Source organism: Micromonospora sp. NPDC050417, from assembly GCF_044458865.1.
In the GTDB taxonomy this organism is placed as follows: domain Bacteria; phylum Actinomycetota; class Actinomycetes; order Mycobacteriales; family Micromonosporaceae; genus Micromonospora_G.
This window is the reverse complement of the sequence record NZ_JBITIH010000004.1, coordinates 258,528-272,803: the sequence shown is the minus strand read 5'-3', so window position 1 is coordinate 272,803 and position 14,276 is coordinate 258,528. Positions and strand designations below refer to the sequence as shown.

The window sequence follows — 14,276 nt, the reverse complement described above, 5'->3', positions numbered from 1 at the left end:
AGGGAGGCGTGGGGTCAGGGGCGACCCATGCCCCGGTATTCCCAGCCGGCCTGGGTCCAGAGTGCGGAGTCGAGGCAGTTGCGGCCGTCGACGACCCGGCGGCCGGCGGCGAGTTCGCCCAGGGCGACCGGGTCGGCGTTGCGGAATTCGGCCCACTCGGTGAGGACGCAGACCAGGTCGGCGTCGCGTACGGCGTCGTTCATGCTGGCCTCGTAGGTGAGGTCCGGCTGCGCCCGGCGGGCGTTCTCCGTCCCCTCGGGGTCGAAGATCCGTACGTCCGCGCCGGCCTTCGCGAGCAGCGCGGCGACGGCCAGGGAGGGGGCGTCGCGGACGTCGTCGGAGTTGGGCTTGAAGGTGGCGCCGAGCACGGCGACCCGGGTGCCGGAGAGGTCCGGACCGGCCGGGCCGTAGCGGCGGCCGAGCAGTTCGGCGGCGAGCTGCAGGACCCGGGTACGGCGACGCAGGTTGATCAGGTCGACCTCGTGCAGGAACCGGAGCGCCTCACCGGCGCCGAGTTCCTGGGCCCGGGCCTGGAACGCGCGGATGTCCTTCGGTAGGCAGCCGCCGCCGAAGCCGACGCCGGCCTGGAGGAAGCGGTTGCCGATGCGCGGGTCGTAGCCGATCGCCCGCGCGAGTTGGGTGACGTCGCCGCCGGCGACCTCGCACACCTCGGCCATCGCGTTGATGAACGAGATCTTGGTGGCGAGGAAGGCGTTGGCCGCGACCTTGACCAGTTCGGCGGTGGCGAAGTCGGTGACCACCAGGGGAACCTCGCGGTCCTCGGTGGCGGCGAGGTCGAAGACGCCCTTGTGGGCGGCGTAGAGCATGCCGTTGGCCCACTCGCTCTTGACCCCGACGACGATCCGGTTGGGGCGGAGCACGTCCTCGACGGCGAATCCCTCCTGGAGGAACTCGGGGCTCCAGGCGACCTCGACACCGAGGTCGGCCGGGGCGTGCTTGCCGACCAGCTGTTCGATCCACTCGGCGGTGCCGACCGGGACGGTCGACTTGCCGACGATCAGGGCCTTGCGGGTCAGGTGCTGGGCCAGCCCTGTGACGGACGTCTCGACGTACGACAGGTCGGCGCCCATGCCGTCGGCCCGTTGCGGGGTGCCGACGCAGATGAAGTGGACGTCGCCGAAGTCCGCGACCTCCTGGTAGGAGGTGCTGAAGCGGAGTCGGCCGGCGGCCAGGTTGCGTCGCAGCAGCTCGTCGAGGCCGGGCTCGTGGAAGGGAACCTCGCCGCCCGAGAGCTTGGCGATCTTGTTCGCGTCGACATCGAACCCGATCACGTCGTAGCCGAGTTCAGCGAAACAGATGGCGTACGTCGCACCCAGGTAGCCGGTGCCGAGGAAGGTCAGCCGCGGCCGAGCGGCGCCGGAGGGAGGGCTAACCGCGACGATGGCCGGCTTGGGTTGTGTGCTCGGGTAAGGGATTGTCACGCCTGTTCTCTCCGCTCGCACTGGGCGGCGCTTCCTTGCGTCGCGGTGGGCAGGGCGGCGTCACCACGACGCCAATTGGGACAAATTTATTTGAACTACACATTCCGTGCGCTACTGCGAGGCTGTGGCCGGAGGGCCGACTGCGCAGGCAACGACAGAGGCAGAGCTTACGCGGCGCGGTCAGGGTGCCGTCCGTTCGGTCGGCTTCTTCACAATCGCACCCCGTTCGGAGCCCGGCACGGAACGGGTGCCGACTGCGACCGTTCGCCCGATCCCGGTTCGCCCAAATTGATCTTGCCCTGTCTTTGCAGGACACCTAGGCTCCGAGCACCTGACGCCCGCTTCGCAGAAGGGGACAAAAGTACTACATGAGAAAATCCCTAGCCAGTCGCTTGCCGGCCCGCCGCCGGCTCGCCGCCGGGGCAGTGGTCACCCTGGCCGCATCGCTCCTGCCTCTGCTCAACGTTACCGCTGCTCAGGCGGTTGCCCCCGGGTGCCTCCCCGACCCGACCGCCCACCTGGACTCGGTGCCCAGCCCGGAAGCGTCCCTCGGCTTCCCGCTCGGCACCGGTCAGCAGCGGGTGGTCACCAGTGACGAGATCCGCTCCTATCTGACGGTGGTCGACGCCGCCTCCGACCGGGTGGTCACCGGCACCATGGCGACCAGCGTGCTCGGCCAGGAGTTGCCGTACGCGATCGTCTCCAACCCCAAGCACGTCAAGCCGGCCGAACTGGACGCGATCACCGAGTCGATCAAGGACCTCCGGGACCCGCGGATCACCAGCCCGGCGAAGGCGGCCGGGATCGCCCAGCGCGGCCCGGCGATCGTCTGGGTCACCGGCAACGTGCACGGTGGCGAGAAGAGCGGCGCCGACGCGGCGCTGAAGACCCTCTACGAGTTGGCCGCCGGCCTCTCCTGCGAGGTCGAGAAGCGCAACGACGAACTTGTCACGATCATCGTGCCGACCCAGAACCCGGACGGCCGCGACGCCAGCCGGCGGCAGAACGAGTTCGGTTTCGACCTGAACCGGGACTGGTTCTCCCGGACCCAGCCGGAAACCGACGCGAAGCTGGAGATGCTGCGGGAGTACCCGCCGCAGGTCTACATCGACGCTCACGAGATGGGCGGCCGGGAGTACTTCTTCCCGCCGAACGCCGACCCGATCCACCACGAGATCTCCAACGAGGTCGTCGACTGGATCAACCGGATCGGGGACGCCAACAAGGCCGGCTTCGGCTACAACGGCGCCTGCACCGACACCGTCACCACCGAGTGCTACTTCAACTACGACACCTATGACCTGTTCTTCATGGGGTACGGCGACACCGTCCCGGCGACCGGGTTCGGCGCGGCCGGGATGACGTACGAGAAGGGCAGCTCCTCGGCTGTCCAGGACCGGGTGCAGCAGCAGTTCAACACCCAGTGGGCGACGCTCGGATGGGCCGCGGCGAACAAGCGCGAGGTCCTGAACGGCTACTACAAGATCTGGCAGGACGCCCTCGCCGAAGGGGCCGCCGGCACGCTCCAGCCGAACGAGGTGGTCCAGCCCACCAACGAGGTGCAGTTCCCGGTTCCGGACACCACCATCAAGTCGTACTTCCTCCTGCCCGACCGGCAGCTCGCCGACGTACGGGCCCTGGTCGAGCGGCTGCGCAAGATGGATGTCGAGGTCTACGAACTCAAGGAGCCGGTCACCGTACCGACGGCGAAGATCTTCGGTGGCCGTACCGCGAGCAACGTCGTGGTGCCCGAGGGCGCGTACTGGATCAAGATGAACCAGCCGCAGAAGCACTGGATCCAGGCCACCCTCGGCGAGGACCCGTACACCCCGTTCCCGTACTTCTACGACGTATCGTCGTGGAGCAACCCGCTGCTGATGGGGATCAACACGATCTACACCGGCGACGAGGTGAACCCCCGGGCCAACCGGGTCAAGGAGAACAAGGGCGGCACCAGCTCGATCGTGCCGGACGGCGGTTCGTACAACTGGAAGCTCGACTCGGCCGCGGCGGCGAAGTTCACCTTCGAGCTGCTCGCCAAGGGCATCCCGCTGTTGCGGGACCTGAACACCGGCGTGGTCGGCATGCGGTCCGCCCGGCTCACCCCCAAGCTGGACAAGCTCGCCGCGTCCTACGGGGTGTCCCTGCACCCGAGCAAGCAGCCGCCGGCCGGCACCAAGCTGACCCGGCCCGACGTCGGGCTCTTCGCCGGCACCGGGATCAGCACCACCTCCGGCTCGTACGGCGAGGCCCGGTTCGTCCTCGGTGACCAGTGGGATCTCGACGTCACCACGGTGACCACCGCCGACATCAACGACAACACCTCCCGGTTCCGCGACCGGAGCACCCTGCTGGTGCCGGACGGCAGCAACGCCACCGGTGGGCTGACCGCTGCCGGGCAGGCGAACCTGCGGGCCTGGATCGCGGCCGGCAACACCTACATCGGGCTGCGCAACCAGGGCACCCGGATGGCGCGGGCGGCTGGCCTGACCTCGACCACCGAGGTCACCAAGCCGGCCGGCTACACCATGGTCGGTTCCCACCTGCGGGTGGACGTGGACCACACCAGCCCGGTGGCGCTGGGTCGGCCGGCGGAGGACTTCGAGTTCAACAACGGCGACTCGGTGCTGCGGCCGAGTACGACCGGTGTGAACGTCCTCACCTATCCGTCGGACGACCGGTTCTGGCACAACGGCTACACCGTTGGCGAGGATCTGCTCAAGGGCACGGTGGCGCTGGTCGACGAGCCGACCGGGGCCGGACACGCGGTGCTCTTCGCGTTCAACCCACTGTTCCGGGCGTACAACGAGAGCGGCCTGCACCTGGTCGCGAACGCGCTGCTCGCCCCGGCCGGGACGGCAACCGCCGGTCTGCGCCGGACCGACGCGGTCGAGCCGGCCCGCGCGGCGGCAGCCGCCGCGCCGGCACCGGAGAACCTGGGCGGACAGTGGCGGCCGATCACCATCGAGGTGGCCGTCGCCGACCAGGCCCGGGCCGAGGCCGTGATCGGGAAGTACACCGGTGACGCCCGGGCGTCGGTCGCCAACGGTTCGACCTTCCTGGTCATCCCGAACCCGGACGGACTCCAGTCCGACGAGCACCCGTACCTCGGTGACCTGGTCCGGGAGCTCCGTACCAGTGGTATCCCGGTGCGTTCGCTGATCGGCTGAGAAACGGGTGCATCCCGGTGGGTCGGGGTGCACCCGGGGGTGGGGCTAGTGAACTTTATTACCGTTCAGTAGCCCCACCCCGCCCGCGCGCGGTACAACTGGGTCCACGATGTGTTCCCCAGGGGAGGGCCGCGATGAGCAACGAAGCGTTCGACGTCTACCAGTTGCCCGAGGAGCACGGGGCGATCCGGGAGGCGGTTCGGGCCGTCTGCGACGCCAGGGTCGCGCCGCACGCCGCGGAGGCCGACGAGACCGGCGACTTCCCCAAGGCGTCGTACGAGGCGCTCCGTGCCTCCGACTTCCACGCCCCGCACATCCCCGAGGAGTACGGCGGTGCCGGCGCGGACGCCCTCGCCACCGCGATCGTGATCGAAGAGGTGGCCCGGGCCTGTGCCTCGTCCTCGCTGATCCCAGCGGTGAACAAGCTTGGCACCATGCCGCTGCTGCTCGCAGGGGCCGAGGAACTGAAGCGGCGCTACCTGCCCCCGGTCGCCCGGGGAGAGGCGATGTTCTCGTACTGCCTCTCCGAGCCGGAGGCGGGCAGCGACGCCGCCTCGATGACCACCCGCGCGACGCTCGACGGCGACCACTACGTGCTCGACGGGGTCAAGCGCTGGATCACCAACGCCGGCGTCTCCGAGTACTACACGGTCTTCGCGGTGACCGACCCGACCGCCCGCTCCCGGGGCATTTCGGCCTTCGTCGTGGAGCGGTCCGACCGGGGGGTCAGCTTCGGTGCTCCGGAGAAGAAGCTCGGCATCAAGGGGTCGCCGACCCGCGAGGTCTACTTCGACAGCGTACGGATTCCCGCCGACCGCATGATCGGCGCGCCCGGCACCGGTTTCGCCACCGCGATGCGCACCCTGGACCACACCCGTGTCACCATCGCCGCCCAGGCGCTCGGTATCGCCCAGGGGGCGCTCGACTACGCCCTCGGGTACGTCAAGGAGCGCAAGCAGTTCGGCAAGCCGGTGGCAGACTTCCAGGGCGTCCAGTTCATGCTCGCCGACATGGGCATGAAGCTGGCGGCGGCCCGTGAGCTGACGTACGCGGCGGCGGGCAAGTCGGAGCGGGGCGACGCTGACCTGACCTACTTCGGTGCTGCGGCGAAGTGTTTCGCCTCGGACGCCGCGATGGAGATCACCACCGACGCGGTCCAGTTGCTCGGCGGCTACGGCTACACCCGGGACTACCCGCTGGAGCGGATGATGCGGGACGCCAAGATCACTCAGATCTACGAGGGCACAAATCAAGTGCAGCGGATCGTCATGGCCAGGCAGCTGCTCAACGGCGTCTCTTAGGCTATTTTCCCAGCTCAAGGCCATGTTGATGGACGAGTTGATCTTTCGGTTGACTTCGACTGATCTTGGTGCGTCCCGGATGTCATGCTGGGCGAATGCTGGCCCGTGAGCTGAGACATTCCGAGTGATCGATCCGGGTCGACCTTTGTGGACTTGCCCAAGTGCAGATCCAGAGCCCGTCCCCAATTCTCCGGGGGCGTGCTCTGGATCCTTATTCCGGGGACGGTCCGGGAACAGTGGCTCGGGTGCCGTCGCTCACCCCGTCGCGCCAGGTGGTGATAGGTCGCGGGCTTCGCCCACTGCCGCGTCAGGCGCGCTGCCACTTCTGACGTATCGCGCCGTTGTCGCAGGTTCCGAGCTGGAGTCGGCTTCCGTTCGCGGTTCCCATGATGTTGAGGCACTTGCCGTTGGTCCGGTTCACCAACTGCTGTTCACCGTTGATGACGAACTGTTGTGCCGGGCCGCTGGTGCAGGCGGCAAGCCTGATCGCCGCCCCGTTGGCGGACGAGTTGTCGGCCACCTCCATGCACTTGCCGGCCAACCGCACGGTCCCGTCGGAGGGAAGGGTCCAGCGCTGACTCTTCCTGCGGCTCTCGCTACAGTCCCAGACCTGTAGCCGGACCGGGGTGCTCGAATTCACGTTGCCCGCTTCCAGACAGCGACCGCTCTCCACCGCGATGATCTGGTAGCTCTCCAGGGTCGGCGCGGTGTTGGTCGGCGGCGGCGTGTTCGGCTTATCGGTGGACGTGGTGTCGCCTTCCGTGCTCGGCGCCGGTGCGGGCTGGAATCCCGCGGTGATGCGTCGGAACGCGTCCTCCTCGTTCCCCCAGGCCGCTGCGGGGGCGGCCCAGAGAATCGTGTACCCCTGCTCCGTCGCCGTGGCGAAGCTGCGCTGACGTGCATGCATCAACTGGTCACCGTCGCCGCTGTAGGTCCAGTCCCAGTCGGCCGCGCGCAGGAAGTAGTTCGCCGGGGTGAACCCGATTCGTTGATAGCTCCGGTACTGCCCGTCGGCCGGTCGGGCCTTTTCCTGGGCGGTTAAGTCGGTCAGCAGGTCGGGCTTGGGAGCGTTGGTCGAGGTGACCACGAGTAGTCGACTGCCACCCGGTTCGCGGAACTCGATCCGGCCCTCGTGGCGGGTGAGCGGCCAGCCGTTCGGCACCGGCAGGGAGAACCCGTCGCTGTCGCCGTAGGAGGTCCAGGTGAGCGGTTGCAGCGGCAGGCCGCTTGCTGATCCTTCTCCGGTGGTGGTGCTGGTTGGTGCGGCGGAAACATCGTCGCCGCCGGCCTGCCCCTTGGCCAGTGGTACGACGATCGAGACACCGAGCAGGATGAGCCCGGCGAGGGCGCCGATCAGCGGTGCCTTCCGCCGAGCGTCGATGCTTACAGCCCATTTCAGTACGTCGCCCCGCCGGCTGACCCTCACCCGGTTGGCGGCCGGGACAGCCATTGGCGTGGCGTCGGTGGCAGCGTGTGGGGCCTGCGCGGCCGTTTCGACACGGGCGGGTTGGGAGGCAGGAACGGCCTGCGTGGTTGTTTCGGCACGGGAGGCTTCGGCACGCGCGGTTTGGGGGGCGGCGTGTTCGGTCCAGGCGGCTTCGCCGTGACTGGCGTAGTCGGCGAAGCGACCGGTGGTCGAGGTGTGGACGGACGGCTCGCCCTTCCACCAACGGGTGTCCGAGGAGATCGCCGACTCGCTGGCAGGGGTGACGAGCGACGGCACCGGCATCGGCCGGGATGCGGCTGGCTCATCGTCCGGTCGACCTGCTGCCGGCCGCTCTCCGTCCGTCGAGCCAGGAGCCTGTGGTTGGAGGGCCTGCCGAAGCAGTCGCTCGGCGGTGCCGATGTCGACCCGTTCGGCCGGGTTCTTGCGGAGCAGTCCTTCCAGCGCCGGTGCCAGCGGTCCGGCGTGCTCCGCCACCGGCGGTGGCTCGGTGGCGAGCGCGGCGAGGGTCATCAGGCTGGACCGGCGGGCGTACGGCGCGTGCCCTTCCACCGCGGCGAAGAGGGTGGCGCCGAGCGACCACAGATCTCCCTCCGGGCCGACGGTGTCGGAGATCGCCCGTTCCGGGGAGATGTACGCGGGCGAGTCGATGGTCATGTTGGTGGAGGTCGCTTCGACTTCGTCGACCTGGGTAGCCAGCCCGAAGCCGACGAGCACGATCTGCTCGTCCTCGCTTACCAGCACGTTCGAGGGTTTGACGTCGCGGTGCATGATCCCGGCGAGGTGGGCCGCCCGTAAAGCGTCGAGCACGCTCAGTCCGATCTTGGCGGCGAGCAGCGGAGGCACCGGCCCGTCCGTGGTGATCACCTGTTGCAGGGAGCGCGAGGCGACGTACTCCATCACCATCCACGTGTTGCCGTCGGTGCTCAGCACGTCGTACACCCGGACCGCGTTGGCGTGGCTGAGCCGGGCAATCGCCCGTGCCTCCCGGAGCGAATGATTACCCAACGCCTGTCGTGCCTCATCGGTGAGGCCGGGCGGCGGCACGATCTCCTTGATTGCCACGACCCGCTCGAGGAGCTTGTCCTGGGCCTTCCACACCCGGCCCATTTCGCCCTGGCCGATAAGTTCGACCAGGAGGTACCGGTCAGTAATGAGGCGGGGCGGGGTCTCGGCCATTCTGCAGACGTTACATGCCTTGATGTGACGGTCCGCTGGGCAGGGAATGGCATTCTGCTTGTGCTGCCCTCGTCACGCTTTGCGAAAACGTCCGCATAGGTGCGTATTTTCGACACCAGAAGTGCCTGGGCCACGGGCCACCTTGAAAGATCAGCCGTGAACCTGTCACTCCCGGCTACGCGGCCGGAAGCAACCAGGGACACCTCCTGGTCGCTCAGGGTGAGAACGTGCCCTTCCTTCGAGCGGAAGGTCTCAGCCGGCGACCAGTGTGAGCAACAGCTTGATCTGCTCGGTGCGTGACTGGGCGATTCGGTTCGCCAACTCCTTGGTTTGCGGGTTCGCGCCGCCGCTCATTTCTACCTGAGCCATTTCCACCGCGTTGTGCTGGTGGCCGATCAGCAAGTTGAGAAAAGTCGTCTGGAGTTGGTTCTCGTCCGCCGCACGCAGCGAGGCCATCTCGGCTTCGCGGGTGATCGGCGTACCGTCGTGAGAGGCGTGTGTGCCCAGGTCGTGGTTACCGGTGGTCGGCTTCTCCCAGCCGGTCAGCCAGCTCTGCATCACCTGCAGTTCCGTGGTCTGGGTGGCCTCGATCGCGCCGGCCAGCAGCGCCACATCCTCCCGGAGGTTGCGGGTGCGAGCGAGCTTGATCAGCTCCAGCCCTTGCCCGTGGTGAGCCACCATCGCCTGCAGGAACACCACGTCTGTGTCGTTGTGTCTCGCATCGGCGATCGGCACGGTCGGGTTCAAGCCCACCGGTTCGGGCGAGTCGGAGCCGCAGCCAGCCAGCAGGGTGAGCGCGGCGGTGGCCAGCGCGATCCAGGTCTTTCGCATCGTCGGAGTCCTGTTCGAGGGGAGGGCAGGCAGCGAAACGGACCCGGCGGGCCGTGCCGCAGCACGGCCCGCCGGTGCGGGGATCAGATCGGCAGCCAGAGTGCCAGCGTGTAGTACGACGGCTCCCAGGTCACAATCGACGTGTGCGACTGCCGGCAGCGGTAGCGCACACCCTGGTACGTCACCTCGTCACCGATGGAGTAGGTGGTGCCGGGTGCCCATTCGCGACCGCGTGGCGTGCTCGTCCGAGGGGCGGCCTGGCGGGTGGTCGGGGCTGCCGGAGGGTGCACTACCGGCTGTTCGGACGTCTTGCTGGGGCGGGGCTTCGGCCCGGTCGGGCTCGGCCGAGGAGCGGTCGTGGGGACATGCGCCGGGGGCGCCACGTGACTCGGCTCCGGGTGGGGGCCTACCTCCGGCGCTGTGGTGGGGATCGGCTGCGGTTGCATGGTGGAGCCCGGCTGCGGTGCTGCGGTGGAGCCCGGCTGCGGTTGCATGGTGGAGCCCGGCTGCGGTGCTGCGGTGGGGCTCGGCAGCCCGCTGTTCCCGCCGCCGATCTGCAGGTCGACGCAACTGTAGAAGGCTCTCGGGGTGTCGCCGATGTTCCAGATCGCCAGCAGCGTCTGCCGTCCGGTGAAACTGCCGAGGTTCACCTGATGCGAAACGGTAGCGTCGGGCATCCGGCCGCCATCCTCGAAGAAAGCGAGGCGCTGGTCGCCGATGTAGTACTCCCAACTGCTGGTCGAGTGCCGGGCGGTGAGCACCCAGTTGAAGGTCACCGTGTTGCCGACCGAGGTCGCGGGCCAGTTGCGACTACCGTCGTTCAGCACGGCGAAAAGGTCCAGGCCAGCATTGCAGCTGCGTTGCCCCTTCAGACCCTCGACGCTCTGCGGCTCGTACTGGATCTGACCACAATCCGTGACCCGACCCGACGCGCAGAGCGCCTGACGACTCGGCGGGGAGGAAATGTACCCGTGGGCCTGCGCCGGGGCGGCGATCGCCAGAGACGCGGTCACGAGACCTAGGGCCACCAGTGGATAGGCGACCAGTCTGCGCATGGGGACTCCGTTCGTGCCAGGGTAGGTATAACACGGAAATCATACGAGTTCGTGCACGGTTGGCCCAGGTCGGGAGCAGTTCTTCAACCGATCCTGGAAGCGGTTGGTAGTGCCCCGCGCCGCCGCGGAACGTGTCAAGGATTTGTGGCCAGCGGAAGTTAAGCAACTTGTGGTACGGGCTCTGCTTCCTGGCCCCCGCTTGTTGATCCAGACCTGTCGTCAGGTCGCGGATTTTGGGTAGGACGCGGGTGGTCCTGAACCGTTCGGGATGGTGGCTCGTGCGGCGGTGGGGGTCTGTTCCCGGCCTGCTCGCGTGGTGTGGTGGCGGCAGTAATGGACCTCTTACGCGGTGTGCAGGTCGATTCCGGAATGGCGGTGGGCTTCGTCGTACCGGGTCACGAAGTCGGTCACGAACCTTCGTGCGTCGGGAAGGGACACGAACCGGTCCGGAAAGACCGGGGCGGACTGCAACGTCCTGAATCGCGCGTCGGTGTACGGATTGTCATTGAACACTTTCGGCCGCGGGCCGCGTACCTGTCGCGTCTTCAGGGAACACCCCTCGACGACCTCGGGTTCGTGGCCCTCGACTTCGAGACCACTGGCCTGGAGGCTGCACAGGACCGGATCGTGGAGATCGCGGCCTGTCGGTTCAGGGCTGACGGAACCATCGTTGACGAGTACGCCAGCCGGATAGACCCGGTGACCGCCCACGCCTCGGCGACCAGCCGATTTCACGGCCTGACCGACGAGGATGTCCAGGGCGCGCCGCGGTTTGCGCTGGCCTGGCCGGAACAGCGGCGCTTGTTGTCCGGAGCCGTCGTCGTGGCCCACAACCTGCGCTTCGAAGACGAATTCCTTCGGCGAGAGCTGCAAAGGCTCGACGTCGACCACTCCGGCCAGTTGCCCGGAGTGTGCATGATGGTCACTTCGTGGTCACGCTTCCGCGCGTTCAGTTACAAACAGAAGCTGGTCTTCCGTACCCTCGTCGGCACCTGGCCCCAGGATGCCCACACCGCGTTGGGCGACGTACGGAACCTCTGCGCGATCTTTGCCGCGCTGTACCGCCGGATGCCCGACCTGCGTTATGTAGGTCCGGCACCCGTGTCGCTCGGTCATCGCCAGGAACGAGGGCTGATGCTCGCCCGCCCGATCGTCGAGGCGGCAATCCAGTGGAACGGCCTGCCGATGGCGGTGACAGCCGGCCGTCCTCCTCTGGATTCTTGCGATCGTCCTGACATCGGTCCACGGCAGGGCGCCGGAAAGGGATCTGTAACCGTCACTGCGCCTTGGTCGGTCCGTTCCGGTACTCCACGGCGGGTTGAAATGCGCGCACCCGCCGTATTACGGAACGAAGCGGGCAGGCGACACCCATCCTCGCGGCTGGACAAAAGCCGATGCGAACAACCTCTGAACTGGGCAGACCCTCACGTGACCTTGATCTCCGCAGGTCCCGCCACCCTGACGGTTCTCTCGAACGGGTGTCAGCCTTCGGTTATGCAAATCGAACACCCGCTGGAACCAAACCGCGGGGAAATGCTCCACCAGGGCCAGTTGGTTCTGGAGCGGCTGGCCGACTTCATCGACCGATTGCCGCAACGGCCCGCCGCCGACCTGACAGGCATTTTTGGCTCGACGGAGCTGAAGGAACTGGTGAACGAGTTCCTGGGCCCGCCACCGCAACACGCCGGTGACCTTGCCCAGCTACTCGGACGGCTGGACCGGGCGGTCGACGTCGCACTGGAGACCGCCGGGCCGGGCTACTTCGCCTACATCCCCGGCGGGGGGCTGTACAGTTCCGCGCTCGCCGCGTTCTACACGCAGGTGGTCAATCGGTACGGCAGTATCGCCGCGACCGCGCCGGTGTTCACCGCCCTTGAGGAAAGCGTGCTGGGCTGGATCGCCCGAGACGTGTGCGGGCTTCCCGCTGGCAGCGGCGGATTGCTGACCACTGGCGGGTCCATGGCCAATCTCTCCGCCATCGTGGCCGCCCGACACGACCGCCTCGGCGAGAACATCGCGGACGGCACCCTGTACGTCACGGCGTACGCCCATCACTCCGTGGCCAAGGCGGCCAGGATCGCCGGCATCGCGAGCGAGCGGATCCGGGTTGTTCCCAGCACGCCGGACCTGCGCATGGACGTCGCGTCCGCGGCTGCCATGATCGCGGCCGACCGCAGCGCGGGGCTGCGGCCCTTCCTGGTCGTCGCATCGGCCGGTACCACCGACACCGGGACGATCGATCCACTCCCGCAGATTGCGACTCTGGCGGCTGACGAGAACCTGTGGTTCCACGTCGACGCGGCGTACGGCGGCTTCTTCCGGCTGACCGAGCGGGGCCGTAGCCGGCTCGCCGGCATGGAACTGGCCGACTCGGTGACCCTGGACCCCCACAAGACCCTGTTCCTGCCATTCGGCACGGGCGCCCTGGTGGTGCGGGAACCGGCGCGGCTGGCCGCAGCTCACCAGGGCACCGCGGGCTACCTGCAGGACCAGGACATGGTCTCACTCGAACTGCCCGACTACGCGCACCTTGGGCTTGAACTGAGCCATGAGGTACGTGGCCTGCGCGTCTGGCTGCCGCTGCACCTGCACGGCGTAGACGCGTTCCGTGCGGCGCTCGACGAGAAGCTGGACCTCACCGAGCGGGTCTACGAGGCTCTTCGCCAGGTGCCGAACCTGGAGGTGCTCTGGCGACCCGACCTGAGTACGGTCGCCTTCCGGGTCCGGGCTGCGGATGCTGGTGCGGCCGCAGCCGACGCGGCAGACGCGGCGACCCGAGAATTGCTGACGCGCGTGAACGCGAGCCAGCGGGCGTATCTGTCCAGCACCGTTGTTGATGGACGGCAGACGGTGCGGGTGACGATCGTCGCGCATCGCAGCCATGCTCCCCACGTGGACGAGGTCATCGCCCTGATCACCGAGGCCGCTTCGGCGGTGCACCCGTTGTAGACGGGGTCGCTCGTGGCCGGGCGGCGTTCACGCCACCCGGCCACAGAGTTCAACCGACGGTCGGCCCCCGGTGCCACGGCGGAGCCGGCCGCTACGGCCGTCTTTCGCCCGTTCGATCGTGCGGATGATTCAGCCTGAGCTCGTCACGACGGTTCAGCGGGGTGGGCCGACGGCCGTTCGCTTGGCGCCGGCGCGGCGTTTCGAGGGCAGCAGCAGTGCCGTCGTGGCGGCTAGCAGGGAGGCGGCGAACGCACTGACGAACACGATCTGGAACGCGCGTTCGGTGGGAACGACGGCACCGTGGAAGACGGTCACCCCGGTGGTGAGGATCATCCCGAGTACAGCACCGGACGACGAGGTGCCCAGCGACCTCATCAGGGTGTTGAGGCCGTTGGCGGATGCCGTCTGGGAGGCCGGTACGGCGGTCATGACCAACAGGGCATCGCCGCGTAGGCCAGCCCGACGCCGGTGCCGATGACGCAGCTGGTGACCACCAGCCCCCAGGTCGCGTGCATGAGTAGCAGGCTCAGCGCCCAGCCGAGCGCAACCACCGCGCATCCCGCCGTCAGGGTGATGCGGGCGCCGAGCCTCGCGCAGAGCCGTGCCGACAGCGGGGCGGACAGCAGCATCACGACCCCGGAGGGCGCCAGGCACAGGCAGGCGGCGAGCGTCGACAGGCCCAGTCCATAGTGGGTGCCGGTGGGCAGTTGCAGCAGCTGGCTCATTGAGTACGCCAGCGCGTAGGTGGCGAAACCCACCAGGACCGCGGTCACGTTGGTGACGAGGATTGCCGACGATCTTGTGGCCGGCCTGGACTCTCGAACTGGCTTCTGGGCGACGATCGGCGCGGGTATGCCCGGTCGGGCGATCGGGGCCGATCCTGCCGTGGATGGCGGGTGGGCGTC

The 14,276-nt window shown here is 68.0% G+C and carries 9 protein-coding genes; 3 read left to right on the top strand and 6 right to left on the bottom strand.

Features of this window, described 5'->3' with window-relative positions:
* Window positions 1-14: 14 nt before the first annotated feature.
* Complete coding sequence (locus ACIBF5_RS08095) at window positions 15-1,442, bottom strand: UDP-glucose dehydrogenase family protein (protein ID WP_396809301.1); 1,428 nt, start codon at window positions 1,440-1,442, stop codon at window positions 15-17.
* A gap of 368 nt (window positions 1,443-1,810) precedes the next feature.
* Between ACIBF5_RS08095 and ACIBF5_RS08090 the strand changes: the two genes are divergently transcribed.
* Window positions 1,811-4,612, top strand: coding sequence for a M14 family zinc carboxypeptidase (locus tag ACIBF5_RS08090; protein WP_396809299.1), 2,802 nt, complete (start codon window positions 1,811-1,813; stop codon window positions 4,610-4,612).
* A 134-nt stretch (window positions 4,613-4,746) separates the two neighbouring features.
* A complete protein-coding gene (locus tag ACIBF5_RS08085) occupies window positions 4,747-5,913 on the top strand; it encodes an acyl-CoA dehydrogenase family protein (protein WP_396809298.1) in 1,167 nt (388 codons plus the stop codon).
* A gap of 307 nt (window positions 5,914-6,220) precedes the next feature.
* Here the strand turns inward: ACIBF5_RS08085 and ACIBF5_RS08080 are convergent, their stop codons facing one another.
* The 3 genes from ACIBF5_RS08080 to ACIBF5_RS08070 form a co-directional block, all read right to left on the bottom strand.
* Window positions 6,221-8,536: a ricin-type beta-trefoil lectin domain protein gene (locus ACIBF5_RS08080; protein WP_396809296.1), complete on the bottom strand. Its 2,316-nt coding sequence runs from the start codon at window positions 8,534-8,536 to the stop codon at window positions 6,221-6,223.
* Window positions 8,537-8,788: 252 nt separating this feature from the next.
* Window positions 8,789-9,367, bottom strand: a complete 579-nt coding sequence (locus tag ACIBF5_RS08075; protein ID WP_396809294.1) for a DUF305 domain-containing protein — start codon at window positions 9,365-9,367, stop codon at window positions 8,789-8,791.
* Window positions 9,368-9,450: 83 nt separating this feature from the next.
* On the bottom strand, window positions 9,451-10,422 hold the full coding sequence (locus ACIBF5_RS08070) for a lytic polysaccharide monooxygenase (RefSeq protein WP_396809292.1): 972 nt from the start codon (window positions 10,420-10,422) through the stop codon (window positions 9,451-9,453).
* A gap of 333 nt (window positions 10,423-10,755) precedes the next feature.
* Between ACIBF5_RS08070 and ACIBF5_RS08065 the strand changes: the two genes are divergently transcribed.
* The gene (locus ACIBF5_RS08065) at window positions 10,756-13,371 is read left to right on the top strand and encodes an aminotransferase class V-fold PLP-dependent enzyme (RefSeq protein ID WP_396809290.1); all 2,616 of its coding nucleotides are present in this window, start codon (window positions 10,756-10,758) and stop codon (window positions 13,369-13,371) included.
* A 153-nt stretch (window positions 13,372-13,524) separates the two neighbouring features.
* Here ACIBF5_RS08065 and ACIBF5_RS08060 read toward each other — a convergent pair whose 3' ends face one another.
* The gene (locus ACIBF5_RS08060) at window positions 13,525-13,800 is read right to left on the bottom strand and encodes a hypothetical protein (protein ID WP_396809288.1); all 276 of its coding nucleotides are present in this window, start codon (window positions 13,798-13,800) and stop codon (window positions 13,525-13,527) included.
* A complete protein-coding gene (locus ACIBF5_RS08055; RefSeq protein WP_396809420.1) occupies window positions 13,797-14,225 on the bottom strand; it encodes an MFS transporter in 429 nt (142 codons plus the stop codon). Before ACIBF5_RS08055 ends, ACIBF5_RS08060 begins: the two co-directional genes overlap by 4 nt.
* Window positions 14,226-14,276: the final 51 nt, after the last annotated feature.